We start from the raw sequence: 16,968 nt of genomic DNA, 5'->3' as shown, positions 1-16,968 counted from the left end.
CAGACGAATGTCCCGCGGGTTTCCTCGGGAACCCGCGGGGCCCTCCCTCTGTTTCGCCGGGATCGAAGCTTCGAAGGGATCCGTTCAGCGGATAACGGTGCCCGCGGCGACCAGTTCCTCGATGTGAACGGCCCTGAGAGTGCGGCGCGCGAGAAGTTGGATGACGCCTGCTGTGACGCACAACGCTGCATATGCCAGGTTGACCCACAGCTTGAAGTACCAGGGATCAAGCGGTGCATTGCCCAAGAAGAGATGGCTCAACCAGTTCTGGTTGTTGTAGATCGGTACTTCCTGGAACTCCCACCAGACAACCAGTCCGACTTCAACGATGCCTACAACGAAGAATGCGCACCCCCCGATTAAGAGCAGCATGTGCTTCGGAGCTAGGACGCGGTAGGCCAGTCGGCGCACCATTCTGTTCTGCACCGCGTCGAGCATTGTTTGCTCCTCGCCTGTGGGGCTCAACCCCGCGCGCGACTTTTGGAACCGTTCCAGCTGTGCAAGCGCGCTCCGCTCGATGAGGCCGGGCCACAAAGCCGCGATGAGGGCAGCGGGCAGTCCGAACAGCGCCGCAAGCCCCGCCAGGTCCATCATGTCCTCCTACCGTGATCCTAGGAGTGTGTCGAGGTGAGGGAGAAGACCTCCACCTCCGACCAGTATCACGAAACCTGTTCTTAGTGGGGGCTCAGGGCGGTGATCATGTTCACTAGGCGTGCTGAGGACCGCTCATCCTGCTGCTAGATTCAGCGCAACTTTGACACGTGGGGGCAACGAATGACGTCGCTGAACATCGAGCCTCATCGGGCTCGGCTCGACAGTCTGACGGGGCTGCGCTTCTACGCGGCATTCGCGGTGTTGCTGTGTCACGCAGTGCCTCGGTTCGCGCCGATGCCCGTGGTGTCGGAGCTCGCAGAGATCGGCGCCGTCGGCGTCGGCTTCTTCTTCGTGCTGTCCGGCTTCATCCTCGCGTGGACGTGGCGTCCGGCCGATCGGAAACGGGACTTCTGGGCGAAACGGTTCGCGCGAATCTACCCGCTTCACCTCGTGACGCTCGTGGTGGCAGTGGTGCTTTCAGCTCTCGCTGGCGCGTACAACTGGACGAGCGTCGTGATATCGGTTCCGCTGCTCCAGGCCTGGGGCCCGGAGCAGTGGCGGGCTGGCGGGAACGGGCCGAGCTGGTCGCTGTCCGTTGAGATGTTCTTCTACCTGCTGTTCCCGTTCCTCATCGCGCCGCTGATGCGCATGGCGCGCCGTCAGCGGATCGTGGTCGCGCTGGGGGTCGTCGCCGTGATGGTGTTCTGGAACGTTGGCTACTTCGGTTTGACTCGGTTGGACGTCCCCGACACGGCGGTCGTGAGCTCGTACACGAACCCGTTGTACAGGCTGGGTGAGTTCGTTCTCGGCATCCTTGTCGCCGCCGAGTTCCGCGCAGGGTGGAGGCCCAACATCGGGCTTCGGGCCGCGTTGGCCGCGGCCGTTGGTTGGTACGCCGCGGTGGCTGGGGTGAACGCGCTTCTCGCGGACAAGGTGGGACTCGCCACGCTGCCGTACGGTCTCCTCGATTTGGCCTTCCTACCGGCCTCGCTGGTGCTGGTCGTCGCCGCAGCGTCTGCTGACTTGACGGGCGCGCGGTTCGGTCTTCGGGACCGGGCGCATGTCGCTCTCGGAGAGTGGTCGTTCGCGTTGTACCTGCTGCAGATGCTCGTAATCACCGCCGTGATTCAGGTAGTCGGCAGCGACGTACCGCTCGCCGTCGGCATCGCGCTCCTGGCTGGCGTGATCCTCATCTGTGTGGCGCTGTCAGGCCTGGTGTTCCGGTTCTTTGAACGCCCAGTGGAGAGGCAACTTCGACGGTCATTGCTCCCTACCCGCCTATCGCGACCGAGTAAACCGCTGGCCACGCACAACGAGACGTCCGCCGACAGCTCGAAGGGGTCGGCCTGTCCGTCTACACCCCCTCCCCGTCGTGGCTGAGCTAGGTTCGCTCCTATGTGGGATTGGCTGTTCGGGATAGATCTGCGGACCGAGGGCGCCGTGGACACCATCGGCGCACGCTTGTATGACATCGACGTCGTGGAGGGCGTCGTGGCGCTGATGCGGTTGCAGTTGCAGCGGTTCGTCGACCCCAACCGACCGGAAACGGCGCCGCCACATCAGGACATTACGATCCGGATTAGTGTTCACCCCCCAATCGGCAAAGGGTCCGAAGCGTCCGAGATGACCCGCGACGTCTCGCTCGACGAGGTGGTGAACCTTAGTTCGGCGGAACGCCGACGGCTGTCGGTGAGTGGGGCTGGGGCGGCTGTCTCATTCGCAGAAGGTTGGCCCGCGGAGATCGCGGCTAACGACGCCGACTTCCGGCGGGATCTGTCGACGTACCTGCGCGCAGAGGGCCGTCGCCTCATTTCGTGGTGGAGGGTCTGCGCGGCACTCCCTGCTCTGGCCGGCGCCGCTCTCGTGGGGCTTTGGATCGCTGAACTCATCGTCGGTGACCTCGACGGCATATTGGCCACCTTCGGGTCGATCCTGACAGCGGGCGCGGCGGGGGCTGGTGTCGTTGGCACTCGCGCACTTGCAAAACGCAGCGCACGAGAGGTCCCCACCCACCGTTTTCGCGCTGGGACACGTGCCGAGTTCCGTGCGGCAGCCCTAAGTGTGAAAGCAGGGCTCATGACAACGGGTGTCGGCACGCTCCTCGGTGTACTGCTCACTGTCCTCTTCTACAAGGTCTCCGGTATCGACCTCGTCTGAATGCGGGTCACGGCGTCCCGCCACACCCACGCGCATTCGGGGGCTTGACCGAACCCCCACTTGACGAGCAGCGCGCGCTCCGTGTAGGCGATGACGCGCGCCTCGGTCTCCAGGATGCGGTCGGGGAACTGCAGCCAAGCGAGTACGGGGTCGGACGGTACGACGTCGTAGTCGGGCCCGCCCCGTGCTGCTTCCGGGAGCGAGAAGGCCGGGCCTAGCGCCCACCGATCCCGGCGTCGTCGTGCCATCAGTCTCGGCGCGGTGCCAGTGTGCGACGGCTCACGCTCGAGCGGGGTACCCAGGCGCGCTGCAGTCGTCCCTGCCAAGCGATCTCCGCGTACACCGCGACGTCGGACTGGGCGACGGCGAACGCCTTGATTCTCGGGAGCTCCCCGATCTGGTCGAAAACCAACCGGTTGATCCACACGGGCACCGGGGCATCGATCGCTGCCGGCTCACCGATCTCGTCGAGCGGCAACGACACGGCGGCGTAGACGGGAACGTCCTGATGCTCGGGCGGCGCCCACTTGTGCTCGGCCATGACGTCCATGGCGACGACCGCCACTGACAGGCAGTACCGTTCAGGGATGGAAGAGTTCCTCAAGAGCCTTGCTGAGCTCATCGGCAAGGCGGGGGCTTCATTCTCCCTTGTCGCGGGCGTGCTGCTGGGACTGTTCGCCAACGTCCTCCGAGACACCCTGAGCGACCGCCGCGACCGCAACAAAGCTGAGTCCACTCGCGCCCGTGCGGCTGAGGACCTGCGCGAACAGAGAGCTAGAGAAGCGGGGCAAGCGGCTCTGGACGTCGCCCTCAGTGCGTACCAGCATCTTCTTCGCTCGGATGAGCTCGCGGATCAGTGGAAGCGCCGAGAAGGTGTACCCGAGGGAGGATCGATACCACCGCAGGCCGTCAGAACTCGCGATCTCCTCGGTCACGAGTTTGAGGAGGCTATGGCGAAGCTCGAGCTGCAGTACGCCGGACAGCTGAACGACGAGGAACGTCGCGACCTCCTCGAGAGGGGGACTGCCACGGCACTCGCTACCGTCGACTGGGGGTATGGCACTCAGACTCGAACGCCGAGCATGCGCCGAGACGTGGTGCGTCGCTTGGCCGGCGTACTCTCCACCTTCTTAGCTGGTAGCCCGGTTTCCGCTTCAGATCGGGACGCGATCAACGCCCTGCACAAGATTTGGCTTCCAACCGAGGCTGAAGCCGTTGACGAGAACCTAGCCGAGGTTCCTCTGGAGCAGCCAAAGTCCTGGGTCGGGCGGCGCTTCCTCGCATGGTTGGGATTTCGCAAGCGCTCGGCGTGAGACGGCCGGCGGACTGCTGACTAGCCGCGGATCTCTCGTAGGTTCTGCGACTGCCATCCGTCGGGGATCGACGTGAGGTAGGCGTGAAGTCCAGCCGAGTAGTTCGCACCGCTGGCCTCGTGCGGCTTCGTCGCGGTCGACCGGGCCCGAGCCTTGATGGTGGTCTCCCCCGTCGCCTTGCTCGTGACTGTGTTCGCCGGCTGGAGCTCGAACCCGTCGAGGTTCAGCGCAGCGATCGCGGCCTGGCGTGCTTCGCTGATGTTGTCGCCGCTGCCTTCGGACTCTTGCGTCTCGGTCGATCGGAGGGTGCCCGGTACTTTCGTCACCCATTCGGTATCGGCTACTCGGCTGGCGAGGCCTCGACCGCGTCGAACCCGCCGGCCGGCATCACGGTGACTCGCCACGCGGAGGTGACGGACTCATCGAAGGCGTGCCAAGCGCGGTTGTCGTCACGCGGATCGATCGGAGACCCATCGAGGGCAAGGGCGTCGCCCTGCCGAGTGCGTTTCCGGTCCGACGTCCACAGCAGTCCGTGCGGGTTCGGTTCCTCCGCAGCAACCTGCACACGCCGTTCGATGATCGACCGCAACGGATCCACCAGCGGCACCACACGCCAACCTGCAGCGGACTTCGGCCGGGACAACCACAGCCCACCAGTCAGGTGCCGGAACTCTTGATCCTCCGGAGCGTCCAGATGCCGTTCGGGACACTTCGCCCCCTGCCGCCCGCCGCGGCGCGGCCCGCCAGACGAGTGCCTCATGCAGCCATGCGACCACGAGAACCGCTTCAACTGCCACGACAGGTCGAGCTCGTCGGTGACACGGTCGAGCTCGAGACCAAGGAGCTCCCCCTGCCGCGCACCCGTGAGCAGGGCTGCAGCGATGCGGGAGCCGACCCGATCGTGCTGCACTGTCTCGAGGATCCGTGCTCCGTCGTCCGCGGTGAGGGCAACCAGCTGCGCTGGCTTCTTCTTAGGTGTTCCGACCAGAGTCGCGACGTTTCGCGGGATGTGCTCGTATCGGACAGCGTCACGCAACGCGAGAGACAGCACTCGGTGCGCCTGCTGCGCAGTGGCGCCACCGAGCCCGCGACCACGGATGAACTGCTCGACCTGTCCGACGTGACTTGGCGTGAGCGCGCGGAGTCCAACGGTTCCGATCGCCGGCACGATGTACTGCTCGATCGAGGTCCGGTACGACGCGATGGTCTTCGGGGCGATCTTCTTCGAGTGGATGTTGGGGAACCAGTCCCGCAGCCACGACTCGAGCGGCTGCCCGTCGTCGACTGCTATGTCCGCGAGAGCGGCAGCGAGTGCAGCGCGGTGCTCAACGCTGAGTCCGCTCACGAGCTCGTGCCAGGTCGTGCCCTGAGCGTCGGGCCACGACAACCTCGGAGTCAAATGTCACTTGTGCCACTTCCGCGCGGGCGCGCCGATCGAAGCTGGTATCGGTTGCGTAACTCCCCCGCCGATCACCCTTTGGGTCGCGTCCAGGGGATGAACGTCAGCGCTCCGCTAGGGCCTGAGCAGTCGCGGTCGAAGCAACCCAGTCGATGTTCGCTTCGGCGGCTGCAGCATGGAACTTCACGCGGCCTCGAATTGCGGTTTCCGTGCCGGCAAGCAGGTCGTTGTTGAGTTCCGCGATCAACGACGCAGCTGCGTCCTGGAGCGCGCGGTACGCCTCGACATCTTGCGCCTCGAGGAAAGTGATGAGCTTGGTTGCCGCCGCAGCCGCTGCCTTGCGTGCTTCTGCAGTTGATTGGTCGGCGTGTTCGATTGCCCAGGTGTGGAGCGCAGCCAGAAGCACGGCGGCTTCGTCGTGTGCGGATCCGGAGAGCGCGGCGACGTGGGTGTACCGGTTCGCGGCCATCTCGACGAGACCTTCGGACTCGAGCCGAGCAATCGCTTCACGCACAGGCGTGCGTGAGACACCGAGCCAGCTCGTCAGTTCCTCGTCGTTGAGGCGTTCGCCGGCCTCGAGCGTCCCGTTCTCGATGGCGGTGCGCATCTGTTCGTAGACGACATCGCGAAGGAGTCGGCGGGGACAGCGTGTTGCCGGGGAGCTGAGTCGCTGTCATGCTTCGGCCATGGTGTCGAACGACGCCGACACACGAAAGTGGTCGGACTCTCTCCTTGACCTCTTCGGACCGCTAGCCACAGCCCTCCGGAAGAATTACGTCCTCAGTGGCTTCATTGCTCTGACAGCGGTGGCCATCGGTCTCCTGCCGAAAATCTTCGTCGACGACGACGGGGTACCGCGAGGGTGGACGACGCCCGTCGTGATCGTGAGCATCTGCTTAGCTGCTGCCGCTGTGGCTCTCGACCGGATCGGGGACGACTTCGACAAGCGCGCAGCGAGACGCAAGACCGACGCTGAGCTGCAGGAGGCGAAAGATGCGGCGATGCTCGAGTACACCGGCAGTGTTGCCACCGCTGAGCGTTCGGTCTCGGAGCTCAACATCTTCATGCTCGAGGCGATCGAAGTGATGTTCCTAGAAGCGTCATCCCGGTCCACTGAGATCCTCGCGCTCAGGCGTCAGCTTGCTCGATCCGCAGCCAACTCGATTGGGCCGAACACGCGGGCGACCTACTACACCTTGCTGTCCCGCATACCCGGCAATCGCGTACTCGGAGACCCGAAGCACGGAGCGACCGTGGGTAGGCGCGACAAGCCCGAGAGGCCGTGGCGCGAGTCTGAGAACGCACACCACGACATCTGGCGTCTTCTTGACCAACCAGACGAGCACCCTGATGTCCACAACTACCCGGACGTCGTCTCTGACCTCGTGTGGGAGAACGTGCGGTACGACACGTTCCTCACTGTTCCCGTCAAAGCGCACGGGGTGGTGTTCGGCGTCCTGAGCGTGAACAACGCCGCCGCTGGCTCGATCGGGGAGGTTCAGCGCTCCGTGATCGTTGCCATGGCTCGAGCGATGGCCCTAGTCCTCGCATCGGATACAGGAGCTCGCACGCTGAAAACTCTGGCCGCCGGCGGCGATTTGTCGCACGGTGCGATTACGTTGTACGAAGACGACACGGACACTGAGAGGACGTGAGACGCATGACGAGCATCCAACACACGACGTCTGGTCACACCGACAAGTCATCCAGTCCCACAAACGACGCCCGCACCACAGCGGAGCGGCGTGACGCCGAACGGCGCGCATGGTTGCGAGCGCAAGCGATCTCGCTTGGCACTCACCGGCCCAACTGACACAGCTCGAAGCTGCCCCCTCCGTCCCTGACGGAGGGGGCAGCTTTTTGCTGAGCGCTCGAGTCCGCAGCAAGTCCGCACCAGCTCCACTCCAGCACTTGAACCAGCCACAACCAGCACCAGGTCGATCCGCGCCAAATCAGCGATCACACCACGAGCCATCACCCACCTTCACCCCCGGGTGTGTACTTCGGGTACTCGCGGAAGCACAGCAAGCTGGCCGAGCCGGCGAAGCGCTGAGCGCAGCCGACGGAGCGCTGAGCACAGCCGACGCCCGCGCCCCTCAGCGCCGCAACGTCTCCCGCGGGTACTCCCCGAACCGGGCCGCGTACACCGACGCGAACCGCCCCATGTGCGCGAAGCCCCACCGCCGGGCGACGTCCGCCACCGAGGTCGCCTGCGGGTCGAGGATCCGCAGTTCCTCGTGCACCCGTCCGAGCCGCACCTCGCGCAGGTACGTCATCGGCGAGCGCTCGAACGCCCGCTGGAACGACTCCTGGATCCCACGGATGCTCAGCCCGGCCGCCTGCGCGATGTCGGCGACGGTGAGCGGTTGGTGGGCGTGCGCCTGGATGAACTCGACCGCGGCCCGGAGCCGTCCGTCGCTGCGGGTGCCGTAGCCCGCGGGGAACCGCTCGGCCTGCAGCGGGTACATGCGGAACAGGGCCCGGGCGACGTCACGCTGCGCCTCGTGCCAGGCGAGGGACTCGTCGCCCTCCTCGCGCAGCGCACGGAGCGCGCCGGACACGGCGGTCCGCCACAGGCCCAGGGCTGCGGAGTCAGGCGTCGTCGTGGTGTCGAACGCCATGGTGCCGTCGACCAGGTGGTCCTCGGCGGCGACGTCGAGCACCAGGTCACGGCGCAGGTGCACCAGGCGCTGGTCCCAGTCCTGGTACTCCATCTCGAACCGGCGCTCGACGGGGAACAGCGTCGGGACGCCGGGCTGCATGCGGACCTCGTCGCGGCCGACGTCGACGCGGGCCTCGCCGCGTTCGAGCCACTGGACGACGACCTCGCCCTCGGTGGCGACGTCACCGCGCAGGTAGCCGTGCATCTGGGAACGGCGGACACTCAGTCGTTCGTCACCGACACCGACGTACTTGAACCAGTACTCCTGGTCGAGGGCGCGGGAGTACCAGGCCTTGCCGGCGTACATGCCGGCGAGCGAGCTGATGGCTTCGTCGGTGTCCTGACCGGCCACGGCGACGAGCGAACGCGGCGAAGCGGGGCGCGCAGCAGGATCGGAACCCGGAGCGGGCGCCTGCGACTCGGTCGTGTCGGTCATGGGAACACCTCTCTCTCCTGGAGCAGAGCGGTGTGGTCACCTCCGGGTGGTCCCCGGCCTGCCCTCTCACGCTAGGGAGCAGCGGGTGGACGTACAACCGGGTTGCGTTCCGCGGCCTAACGGCCGGTCCAGCGCACCCAGCCGTGCACCTGAGCCGCCGCGCTCTCGAAGGACGAGTGCCCGCCGGTCAACGAGTGGTCCGGGGAATCGACGGTGTACGTGTCGGTCCGGGTGATGTCGCACACGACCTCGGCGTCGATCCACCCGTTCCAGTGGTCGGCTGAATCGCGTACCCACCGCAGTCGGTCCGGCATGCGTTTCCAATCGGTTCCGTGGACCGCAGTCGTCGCGCTCCGAGTAGGACGGTAGTCCTGTCAGATGTCCGTCGCACAGGGTGGCGGCTCGGATCGTCGGTGGCGACTGGCACGATGGTCCCGTGCCTGCTGCCCCGATGATCGACGCCGTCGACGTCATCCGCTTCGTCGGGCCGCAGACCTTCGGCCGCGCACGCGACGTCGTCCGCGCCGGCCTGGTCGACGACGCCACCTGGCACGACGACGACCGCACGGTCACCGCGATCGTGTCCGGCACCGCCGACGACCCGTACGAACTCCGCGTCGACACCACCCCGGCGCGCGGCGACTTCGTCCGCCCGGTCCGCAGCACCTGCAGCTGCCCGCTCGGCGGCGACTGCAAGCACGTCGCGGCCGCGCTCCTCACCATCAACGCCCGCGCCCTCGCCGCGAACGCCGGCCCACGCCCGGAAACGCCGGCTCCGCCGCCCTCGGACTGGAGGCACGACCTCGCCCGCCTCGCCGGTGACGACGAGCGGGCGCCCACCCCGCAGGGCACCCGGATGGGACTGCAGTTCGAGTTGCGTGATGCGGTCCCCGCGAAGCTCGCCTCGCGCGCCCGCGCCGCCGGCCGCGCCCTGCCGGCGCCGTCGCGCAGCGTGCGGCTCGGCGTCCGGCCGGTGACCCGCAGCGACGCGGGCAACTGGGTGCGCGGGCAGCTGACCTGGGGCACGCTCCCCTACTCGCAGAACCGGCTCGGCGTCGGTGCCGAGCAGCACGCCTGGTTCCTGCAGCTCGCTGCCCTGCACCGCGCCGGGCAGCTCGCGGGGCTGCCGGGTGAGAGCGACTGGCTGCACCTCGACGACTTCCGGAGCCCCCTGCTCTGGCCGCTCCTGCAGCAGGCCGCGGCGCTCGACATCGCGTTCGTCACCGGCAAGCGCGAGGGCGGTGCGGTGCTCGGCACGCAGGCGCAGGTGCTGCTCGACGTCGCTCGGCACGACGACGCCGTGGTGATCGGTGCGAGTGCCGTGCTCGACGGCCGCCCCGTGGTGCCCGGAGCCGCGCGGATGATCGGCGACCACGGCGTCTACGTGTTCCGCGAGAGCCCCGAGTTCACGGTCGCCGTCGCCCCGACCCCGGCGCCGGTGCCCGAGGACCAGCGCCGCATGCTCGTCGAGGGCACCCGGATCACCGTTCCGACCGCCGAGGTCGACGAGTTCCTGGCCGACTGGTCACCCCGGTTGCGCGGTGCCCTCGGGCTGGTCAGCTCCGACGGCTCGGTGGAGCTGCCGGAGCGCACCCCGCCGGAGCTCGTGCTCACCGCGACCTTCGAGCCGGCCCGAGCGCCGCGCACCGACGACCGCGTGCACCTGCACTGGCGCTGGCACGTCGACGGCCGGAAGGACCCGGTGTCCCTGCACGGCCCGCTCCCCGACCTGTCCGGGCTCCGTGCCGCCGACGATCCGACGGGCACCGACGACACTCCCGTCGCAGACCCGGCCGCGGCAGTGGAGCCGACCACGTCGACGACGCCGGCCGACGACGCGACGCAGGTCGGGCCTCCCGTCCGCACTGCCGGACCCGGTGGCGGACTGGACTGGTTCCAGGACGGCACCATCGACGGGGCCGACGTCGCGGTGTTCGCGAACGAGTTCCTGCCCGAGCTGCCGTCGCTCGGCGTCCGCACGGTCGTGCAGGGTGAGCGGCTCGACTACGAGCGGTTGAGCGGGCGGCCGCACATCCGGGTCACGACGATGCCGTCGGACAAGCACGACTGGTTCGACCTCGGCATCATCGTCAGCGTCAACGGCAAGCAGATCCCCTTCACGCCGCTGCTCACCGCGCTCGCGGGTCGGCAGCGACGGCTCAAGCTCGTCGACAACTCGTACCTGTCGCTGGCCGACCCCGCGTTCGACCGGCTCAAGGAGCTCATCGACGAGGCCCGCGACCTGGACGAGTGGGAACCCGACCAGCCGATCGCCGTCACGCCGCTGCACGCCGGGCTGTGGACCGAGTTCGACCTGCTGGCCGACGAGACCTCGCACGACGAGCGGTGGCAGGCGATCACCTCGGGGCTGCTCGGGGCGACTCCCCCGGGTGACGTCCCCGTGCCGGACACCGTGCACGCCGACCTGCGGCCGTACCAGCACGCCGGGTACGCGTGGCTGTCGTTCCTGGTGACGCACGGCATCGGCGGGGTGCTCGCCGACGACATGGGGCTCGGCAAGACCCTGCAGGTGCTCGCGATGGTCGCTGCCCGTCGTGCCGCGGAGCCCGACGCGCCCCCGTTCCTGGTCGTCGCACCGACGTCGGTCGTCGGCAACTGGGCCGCCGAGGCAGCGAAGTTCGTGCCGTCGCTGCGGGTCGCGACGGTGACCTCGACATCGTTGAAGGACCCCGGGCTCGTCGCCCGGACCGCCGCTGCGTCGGACATCGTCGTCACCTCGTACGCGCTGCTCCGGCTCGACGCCCGCGCCTGGACCGACCTGCCGTGGTCGGCGCTGGTGCTCGACGAGGCCCAGTTCGTGAAGAACCCGCAGTCACAGACCCACCGCGTCGCCTCGGAGTTGCAGGCACCGGTGAAGTTCGCGATCACCGGCACCCCCCTCGAGAACGGCCTGACGGACCTGTGGGCACTGTTCCACATCGTCGCGCCGGGACTGCTGTCCACCTGGACCCGGTTCGGCGACGACTACGTGAAGCCCCTCGCCTCGCCCGAGCTCCGCGGCGAGGCCCGGCAGGAACTCACCGGGCGGCTGCGCCGACGGATCCGGCCGCTCATGCTCCGCCGCACGAAGGAGGCCGTCGCGGCCGACCTGCCGCCGAAGCAAGAACAAGTCGTCCGGGTCACGCTCGACCCCGGGCACCGGGAGCTGTACGAGCGCACCCTGAACCGGGAGCGCCTGAAGGTCCTCGACCTGATCGACGACCTGTCGAAGAACCGGATGATCGTGTTCCGGTCGCTGACGCTGCTGCGGATGCTCGCGCTGTCGCCGGCGCTGGTGTCGTCCGGGTCGGCGTCAGCGGACTCGGACGTCACGTCGGGCTCGACCCCGATCCCCTCCGCCAAGCTCGACCTGCTGCTCGACGAACTCGAACAGCTCGCAGCAGAGGGCCGTCGCGCCCTGGTGTTCAGCCAGTTCACCTCGTTCCTGCGGATGGTGTCCGACGCCCTCGACGCCCGAGGCATCGGCTACGAGTACCTCGACGGCTCCACCCGCAAGCGCCCCGAGGTCATCGAGCGCTTCCGGCAGGGCACCGCCCCGGCGTTCCTCATCTCGTTGAAGGCGGGCGGGTTCGGGCTCACCCTGACCGAGGCGGACACCGTGTTCGTCCTCGACCCGTGGTGGAACCCCGCCGCCGAATCCCAGGCCGTCGACCGCACGCACCGCATCGGGCAGACCCGGTCGGTCAGCGTCCAGCGGTTCATCGCTGAGGACACCATCGAGGAGAAGGTCCTCGCCCTCGCCGCCCGCAAGGCCGAACTGTTCGCCACGATGATCGACGACGACGCCCTGTTCGCCGACGACCTGACCGCCGACGACATCCGCTCGCTGCTGACCTGACCCGCCGCCCGCCGGCTCCCCCGCTGTTCGCCCGCCGCTGCGCTGCCGCGCCAGATCCGCACCGTGCGAAATCCGCCAACCCGTGCGAGATTGCCCGCCCCGTGCCACGCCACAACCCCGCACCGAACAACCCCGACCGCACACACCGACCAACCCCGCACCGTGCCGCGCGCGCCGTCCCGGTATGTCGGTCACGCACGAGATGATCGTCCCTGTCTCGCCAGACCCGTCCCACCGCACCGCGGGACCCGCACCACGTTCCGCCCCGCACCACCTGGAGTCCCACCGCATGACGTCCCGCCGACGCCGCAGCCGCATCACCCTGTCCTCCGTCCTCGTCGTCCTGGCCCTCGCCGTCGGCGGGTACGCGCTCGACGCGTCCGGCGTCCTCGGGTCGGACGCCGACGCGGCGGGCACGACCGCGGCGGGCGGTCCCACGGCCGGGGAGACGACCACCATCGGACCGCAGCAGGCGTCTTCGGGGGCGACCCCCGCCTCCAGTCCGACCGTCAGCCGCGGAACCGACGCCGACGCGGTCCGCGCACGCACCCAGCTCGCCGACCTGCCCGTGAAGGGCAAGGCCGCCGGCACCGGCTACGACCGCACCGGTGACTTCGGCAGCGCCTGGCTGGACGTCGACCACAACGGGTGCGACACCCGGAACGACGTCCTCGCCCGCGACCTCGCCGACATCACCCGCGAGGGCCGCTGCAAGGTCCTCACGGGCACCCTCGTCTCGCCGTACACCGGCGCGACGGTGGACTTCGTGCGCGGCAACACGACCTCGACCCTCGTGCAGATCGACCATGTCGTCGCGCTCGAGAACGCCTGGCGCACCGGGGCCCAGCGGCTCACCGAAACCGAGCGGCATGCGATGGCGAACGACCCGGTGAACCTGTTCGCCGTCGACGGCCGGTCCAACTCGCAGAAGGGCTCCGGCGACGCGGCGACCTGGCTCCCCGCGAACAAGGCGTTCCGCTGCACCTACATCGAGCACCAGGTCACGGTGAAGGCGAAGTACCGCCTGTGGGTGGCTCCGGCGGAGCGGGACGCGATGGTGCGGGTGCTGGACGCCTGCTGACGTCGGGCGGGTCCGGCGCCGCTGGGTGTCGGCTCGGAGGCCCGGCGCACCTCCGCCCCGCGTGGCAGGCTGCGGGCATGGCTGAGCAACTCACGGTCCCACAGGCATTCGCGCTCTTGCAGGTCGAGCCCGACGGACGCCACGCGCTCGATGGTTCGACGCTCGACACGGGTCTCGCGGGGGCCGTCCTCGCCGATCTCGCGCTGCGCGGTGCCGTCTCGCTGCAGGACGGACTCGTCGCCGTCGTGAACGGTGCCGCAACCGGCGACCCCGTGCTCGACGGCGTGGTCGGCTCCATCGCAGCGGCCGGTGCACCGCGCAAGGCGAAGTGGTGGGTGAGCCGACTCGGCAAGCAGCGGCTGCGCGACGACGTGTTCGCCGGCCTCGTCGCCAGGGGCATCATCAGCGTCGAGCAGGGCAAGGTGCTCGGCCTCTTCCCCACCACGAAGCACCCGGAGCGGGACGGAGCCCCGGAGGCACTGCTGCGTTCCGGCATCGGGGACGTGCTGGCTGGCCGAGCAGGACCCACGCCGTTCTCCGCCGCGGTCATCGGCCTGCTCGACGCGACGAACACCCTGCGCAAGCAGTTCGGCGCCGTCGACAAGGACCTGGTGAAGGGGATCACCTCGGGTACCTGGGCGAGCCCGGCGGTGAAGGCCGTGCTCGAGGAGATCGAGGCCGCGACGATGGTCGTGATCATGGCGGCGACCATGGCGACGGCGACCTCGATCGTCACGAGCTGAGGCAGGCAGCGCGATGGTGCGGGTGCTGGTCGCCTGCTGACTCCGCGGTTAAACGACAGGTGTAGTCTAGGCATCTCAATGCAGATGCATCGATCGGACTCGCTGCCCCACCGCGGACCCCGAGCCCTTCACCGTCGAAGACCTCAGGAGGCCTCCCACCATGCCCGAAACCACCACCGGCACCACCCGCTTCGCCGACCGCGTCGTCCTCATCACCGGCGGCGGCTCCGGCCTCGGCCGCGCGACCGCCGTCCGCCTGGCAGCCGAGGGCGCTGCGCTCTCCCTCGTCGACGTCTCCGAGCAGGGTCTCGAGGCGACGAAGACCGCCGTGCTCGAGGCCACCCCGGACGCGCAGGTCCTGACGACCGTCGCCGACGTGTCCGCCGAGGCCCAGGTCGACGCCTACGTCACCGCCACCACCGAGCGCTTCGGCCGCATCGACGGCTTCTTCAACAACGCGGGCATCGAGGGCAAGCAGAACCCCACCGAGTCCTTCACCGCCGCCGAGTTCGACCGCGTCGTGTCGATCAACCTCCGCGGCGTGTTCCTCGGCCTCGAGAAGGTGCTCAAGGTCATGCGTGAGCAGGGCTCCGGCATGGTCGTGAACACCGCGAGCGTCGGCGGCATCCGCGGCATCGGCAACCAGTCCGGGTACGCGGCCGCCAAGCACGGCGTCGTCGGCCTCACCCGCAACTCCGCCGTCGAGTACGGCCGCTACGGCATCCGCATCAACGCCGTCGCCCCCGGTGCCATCTGGACGCCCATGGTCGAGAACTCGATGAAGCAGCTCGACGCGGAGAACCCGCGCAAGGCCGCCGAGGAGTTCATCCAGGTCAACCCGACGAAGCGCTACGGCGAGGCTCCCGAGATCGCCGCCGTCGTCGCCTTCCTGCTGTCCGACGACGCGTCCTACGTCAACGCGACGGTCGTCCCGATCGACGGCGGGCAGTCGGCCGCGTACTGAGTCCGTCACCTCCGACGCCCGGCGCACGTCCGCGTCCGCCGGGCTTCGGCCTGGAGGCGCGGCTCGGCCCCGCCGTGTGCGCCGACCGTGACAGCATGGCTGGTGTGAGTACCGATCAGACCAACGGGTCAGCCTTCGGCCGCGGGGTCGACAAGGCCCCGCCGACCGCTGCCGCCGAACTCCGCCGCCGGATGGCGGCCTCGCCCGCGGGCTTCCTGCGCAGCGCGGCGTGGGTCCCCTGGAAGCCGGCGGGCGCTCCGGAGGCCGGCAGCGTCGCCCACGTCATGATCCGGGACAAGCCCTTCGTGCCCGTCTTCACCGACCCGGCCGAACTCGCCGCCGGTCTGCCCGAGGCCGAGGGGCGTCCGGTGCCGATGTCCGAGCTCGTGTCCGCGCTCCCCGAACAGTTCGGCATCGTGGTCGACCCCACGAGCGCGGCCGAGGCGAACTTCCTGCACGCGGATGTCCTCGCCCAGATGCGGGTGCAGATGCAGAGCGGCGTCCCGACCAGCGACGACTGACCCGCTCCGTCTCACCGTCCGCTCCGGGCGAGTGCGGGGCGTTTTCCGCTGCGTGACGGTTCTGGTTCACGAACCCCGGGGTTCGTGAACCAGAACCGTCACGCAGCGCTGACTCACCCAGCGTGCTCCGCGACGACCACACAGGGCACGGACACCACGATCGCCATGACGGTCGCGGTGCCCACAGCGACCGCCCAACCCTGCGACCTCGTCCGTCGGATGACCTACCCGAGGCCGAGGGCATCCGGTGCCGATGTCCGCGTCATCGTAGCGGTCTGCCACCTTCCCTCCTGGCCAGCCCATCAACCCAGTTCTGGGGATCGCTCACGTCGGCGTCGCCGATCAAGATGGGTCCGTCGTACTGAGCAGACGGGGGAACGACGATGCCGTTGGGCGGGCCAGGACCACGAGATTGGTCCCCTCCGGAGTACTCGTCAGGACCCTCGCGAAGCGGTGCTCGCCGGCTGCCGACACTCCACGCACCCTCACCGCTGCTGAACGCGAAGCCACGCCGGCGCACGAGGCCCTGGGCGTTCGCGACCCTTGCGATGCTGCTCGGCTTCGGCAGCGTGGTCATCGCACTCGTCGAGCCGCAACAGTCCGGGATCCAGACGGGCTTCATCGTCTCGACGATCGGCATCTCGGCGATCGTCTTCGGCGTGCAGGCGATCAAGACAGCACGATGGGGCTCGGCCACTGCGCGGGCGTTCGGTCGCGGAGGTGCGATCCTCGGCAGCGTCGGGACGGCGCTCATGGCGTACGCGGTCATCGGGTCTGCTCTGGCCGGTTCCGGTGTCCACCTGCCAGCACTCTCGCTCCCCCTCGATGGCCGGAGCGCTGCAGTCGGACCGGTTGCGATCCCGCAACGCCCGGCCGTCGCTGTTCCGGTGGAGTCTGCTGTTCCGGCAGCTACGCCGGAACCTGCCGCGCCGCCAGCTCCGGCGACTGTCGAGACCGAGCGGTCGGCCGTCGTACAGAGCGCCGGCACGCTCGCCTTCGTCATGGAGCAGAGGTTCGGCACCGGTCCGTACCCGTCGACTCTGTCCGTCGGGATGACCGCGCCGGAGCGGATCCTCCTGCCCGACGGCACCGGGCTCGTTGCCGTTCCTGATGGCGCACGCGTCCTGTACTCCGTCGCCCCGGACGGCACCGCGTGGACCGTCACGATCATCGGAGCACAGTTCGGGGCGGTGGCGACCTACAGCTCGACCATCGGCACCGTCGAGTCGGGCTGACTTC

Annotated in this window: 16 protein-coding genes and 1 pseudogene; 10 read left to right on the top strand and 7 right to left on the bottom strand. The window is 68.5% G+C overall.

Annotated features, from left to right (window positions below; genetic code table 11):
• Positions 1-84: 84 nt before the first annotated feature.
• Complete coding sequence (locus tag DEJ08_RS06975) at positions 85-591, bottom strand: hypothetical protein (protein ID WP_284180517.1); 507 nt, start codon at positions 589-591, stop codon at positions 85-87.
• 183 nt (positions 592-774) lie between these two features.
• On the opposite strand from DEJ08_RS06975, the gene DEJ08_RS06970 reads away from it, so the two are divergent.
• Both DEJ08_RS06970 and DEJ08_RS06965 read left to right on the top strand, forming a co-directional pair.
• Complete coding sequence (locus DEJ08_RS06970) at positions 775-1,974, top strand: acyltransferase family protein (protein ID WP_111055020.1); 1,200 nt, start codon at positions 775-777, stop codon at positions 1,972-1,974.
• Positions 1,975-2,034: 60 nt separating this feature from the next.
• Entirely contained in the window at positions 2,035-2,751 is a 717-nt protein-coding gene (locus DEJ08_RS06965; RefSeq protein ID WP_146248520.1) for a hypothetical protein, read from the top strand.
• A 247-nt stretch (positions 2,752-2,998) separates the two neighbouring features.
• Here DEJ08_RS06965 and DEJ08_RS06960 read toward each other — a convergent pair whose 3' ends face one another.
• On the bottom strand, positions 2,999-3,316 hold the full coding sequence (locus DEJ08_RS06960) for a hypothetical protein (protein ID WP_111055023.1): 318 nt from the start codon (positions 3,314-3,316) through the stop codon (positions 2,999-3,001).
• Positions 3,317-3,338: 22 nt separating this feature from the next.
• Between DEJ08_RS06960 and DEJ08_RS06955 the strand changes: the two genes are divergently transcribed.
• Positions 3,339-4,064 carry a hypothetical protein gene (locus tag DEJ08_RS06955; protein WP_146248521.1) on the top strand — a complete coding sequence of 242 codons (726 nt, stop codon included), beginning with the start codon at positions 3,339-3,341 and terminating at the stop codon, positions 4,062-4,064.
• Positions 4,065-4,084: 20 nt separating this feature from the next.
• On the opposite strand, the gene DEJ08_RS06950 is transcribed toward DEJ08_RS06955, so the two are convergent.
• From DEJ08_RS06950 to DEJ08_RS06940, 3 genes and pseudogenes are all read right to left on the bottom strand, one after another.
• Complete coding sequence (locus DEJ08_RS06950; RefSeq protein ID WP_111055026.1) at positions 4,085-4,390, bottom strand: hypothetical protein; 306 nt, start codon at positions 4,388-4,390, stop codon at positions 4,085-4,087.
• A gap of 14 nt (positions 4,391-4,404) precedes the next feature.
• Complete coding sequence (locus DEJ08_RS06945) at positions 4,405-5,409, bottom strand: site-specific integrase (protein ID WP_181439030.1); 1,005 nt, start codon at positions 5,407-5,409, stop codon at positions 4,405-4,407.
• A gap of 157 nt (positions 5,410-5,566) precedes the next feature.
• Positions 5,567-6,076, bottom strand: a pseudogene (locus DEJ08_RS06940) (GntR family transcriptional regulator); the annotation flags it as partial.
• A gap of 73 nt (positions 6,077-6,149) precedes the next feature.
• On the opposite strand from DEJ08_RS06940, the gene DEJ08_RS06935 reads away from it, so the two are divergent.
• The gene (locus DEJ08_RS06935; protein ID WP_111055029.1) at positions 6,150-7,118 is read left to right on the top strand and encodes a hypothetical protein; all 969 of its coding nucleotides are present in this window, start codon (positions 6,150-6,152) and stop codon (positions 7,116-7,118) included.
• Between the two features lie 441 nt (positions 7,119-7,559).
• Here DEJ08_RS06935 and DEJ08_RS06930 read toward each other — a convergent pair whose 3' ends face one another.
• Both DEJ08_RS06930 and DEJ08_RS06925 read right to left on the bottom strand, forming a co-directional pair.
• Positions 7,560-8,561 carry an AraC family transcriptional regulator gene (locus tag DEJ08_RS06930; RefSeq protein WP_111055030.1) on the bottom strand — a complete coding sequence of 334 codons (1,002 nt, stop codon included), beginning with the start codon at positions 8,559-8,561 and terminating at the stop codon, positions 7,560-7,562.
• Positions 8,562-8,677: 116 nt separating this feature from the next.
• Complete coding sequence (locus tag DEJ08_RS06925) at positions 8,678-8,875, bottom strand: hypothetical protein (protein WP_027465181.1); 198 nt, start codon at positions 8,873-8,875, stop codon at positions 8,678-8,680.
• 122 nt (positions 8,876-8,997) lie between these two features.
• On the opposite strand from DEJ08_RS06925, the gene DEJ08_RS06920 reads away from it, so the two are divergent.
• From DEJ08_RS06920 to DEJ08_RS06895, 6 genes are all read left to right on the top strand, one after another.
• A complete protein-coding gene (locus DEJ08_RS06920) occupies positions 8,998-12,420 on the top strand; it encodes a DEAD/DEAH box helicase (RefSeq protein WP_146248522.1) in 3,423 nt (1,140 codons plus the stop codon).
• Between the two features lie 289 nt (positions 12,421-12,709).
• On the top strand, positions 12,710-13,501 hold the full coding sequence (locus DEJ08_RS06915; RefSeq protein WP_258367181.1) for an HNH endonuclease family protein: 792 nt from the start codon (positions 12,710-12,712) through the stop codon (positions 13,499-13,501).
• Between the two features lie 77 nt (positions 13,502-13,578).
• The gene (locus DEJ08_RS06910) at positions 13,579-14,244 is read left to right on the top strand and encodes a GOLPH3/VPS74 family protein (RefSeq protein WP_111055033.1); all 666 of its coding nucleotides are present in this window, start codon (positions 13,579-13,581) and stop codon (positions 14,242-14,244) included.
• Between the two features lie 160 nt (positions 14,245-14,404).
• Positions 14,405-15,208: an SDR family oxidoreductase gene (locus tag DEJ08_RS06905; RefSeq protein ID WP_111055034.1), complete on the top strand. Its 804-nt coding sequence runs from the start codon at positions 14,405-14,407 to the stop codon at positions 15,206-15,208.
• Positions 15,209-15,303: 95 nt separating this feature from the next.
• On the top strand, positions 15,304-15,729 hold the full coding sequence (locus tag DEJ08_RS06900; protein ID WP_146248523.1) for an SseB family protein: 426 nt from the start codon (positions 15,304-15,306) through the stop codon (positions 15,727-15,729).
• 548 nt (positions 15,730-16,277) lie between these two features.
• Positions 16,278-16,964 (top strand): hypothetical protein, encoded by a 687-nt coding sequence (locus DEJ08_RS06895; protein ID WP_111055036.1) that lies wholly within the window; start codon positions 16,278-16,280, stop codon positions 16,962-16,964.
• Positions 16,965-16,968: the final 4 nt, after the last annotated feature.

Source organism: Curtobacterium sp. MCLR17_054, assembly GCF_003234335.2.
GTDB classification, from domain to species: Bacteria; Actinomycetota; Actinomycetes; order Actinomycetales; family Microbacteriaceae; genus Curtobacterium; species Curtobacterium flaccumfaciens.
The sequence above is the reverse complement of the archived record's forward strand: the minus strand, read 5'-3'. Positions and strand labels throughout refer to the sequence as shown.

Bases quoted from the DNA above. Each gene is read 5' to 3' on its own strand.
- DEJ08_RS06975 (WP_284180517.1), bottom strand. From the start codon at position 591: ATGGACCTGGCGGGGCTTGCGGCGCTGTTCGGACTGCCCGCTGCCCTC.
- DEJ08_RS06970 (WP_111055020.1), top strand. From the start codon at position 775: ATGACGTCGCTGAACATCGAGCCTCATCGGGCTCGGCTCGACAGTCTG.
- DEJ08_RS06955 (WP_146248521.1), top strand. From the start codon at position 3,339: ATGGAAGAGTTCCTCAAGAGCCTTGCTGAGCTCATCGGCAAGGCGGGG.
- DEJ08_RS06935 (WP_111055029.1), top strand. From the start codon at position 6,150: ATGGTGTCGAACGACGCCGACACACGAAAGTGGTCGGACTCTCTCCTT.
- DEJ08_RS06930 (WP_111055030.1), bottom strand. From the start codon at position 8,561: ATGACCGACACGACCGAGTCGCAGGCGCCCGCTCCGGGTTCCGATCCT.
- DEJ08_RS06925 (WP_027465181.1), bottom strand. From the start codon at position 8,875: ATGCCGGACCGACTGCGGTGGGTACGCGATTCAGCCGACCACTGGAAC.
- DEJ08_RS06915 (WP_258367181.1), top strand. From the start codon at position 12,710: ATGACGTCCCGCCGACGCCGCAGCCGCATCACCCTGTCCTCCGTCCTC.
- DEJ08_RS06910 (WP_111055033.1), top strand. From the start codon at position 13,579: ATGGCTGAGCAACTCACGGTCCCACAGGCATTCGCGCTCTTGCAGGTC.
- DEJ08_RS06905 (WP_111055034.1), top strand. From the start codon at position 14,405: ATGCCCGAAACCACCACCGGCACCACCCGCTTCGCCGACCGCGTCGTC.
- DEJ08_RS06900 (WP_146248523.1), top strand. From the start codon at position 15,304: ATGGCTGGTGTGAGTACCGATCAGACCAACGGGTCAGCCTTCGGCCGC.
- DEJ08_RS06895 (WP_111055036.1), top strand. From the start codon at position 16,278: ATGCTGCTCGGCTTCGGCAGCGTGGTCATCGCACTCGTCGAGCCGCAA.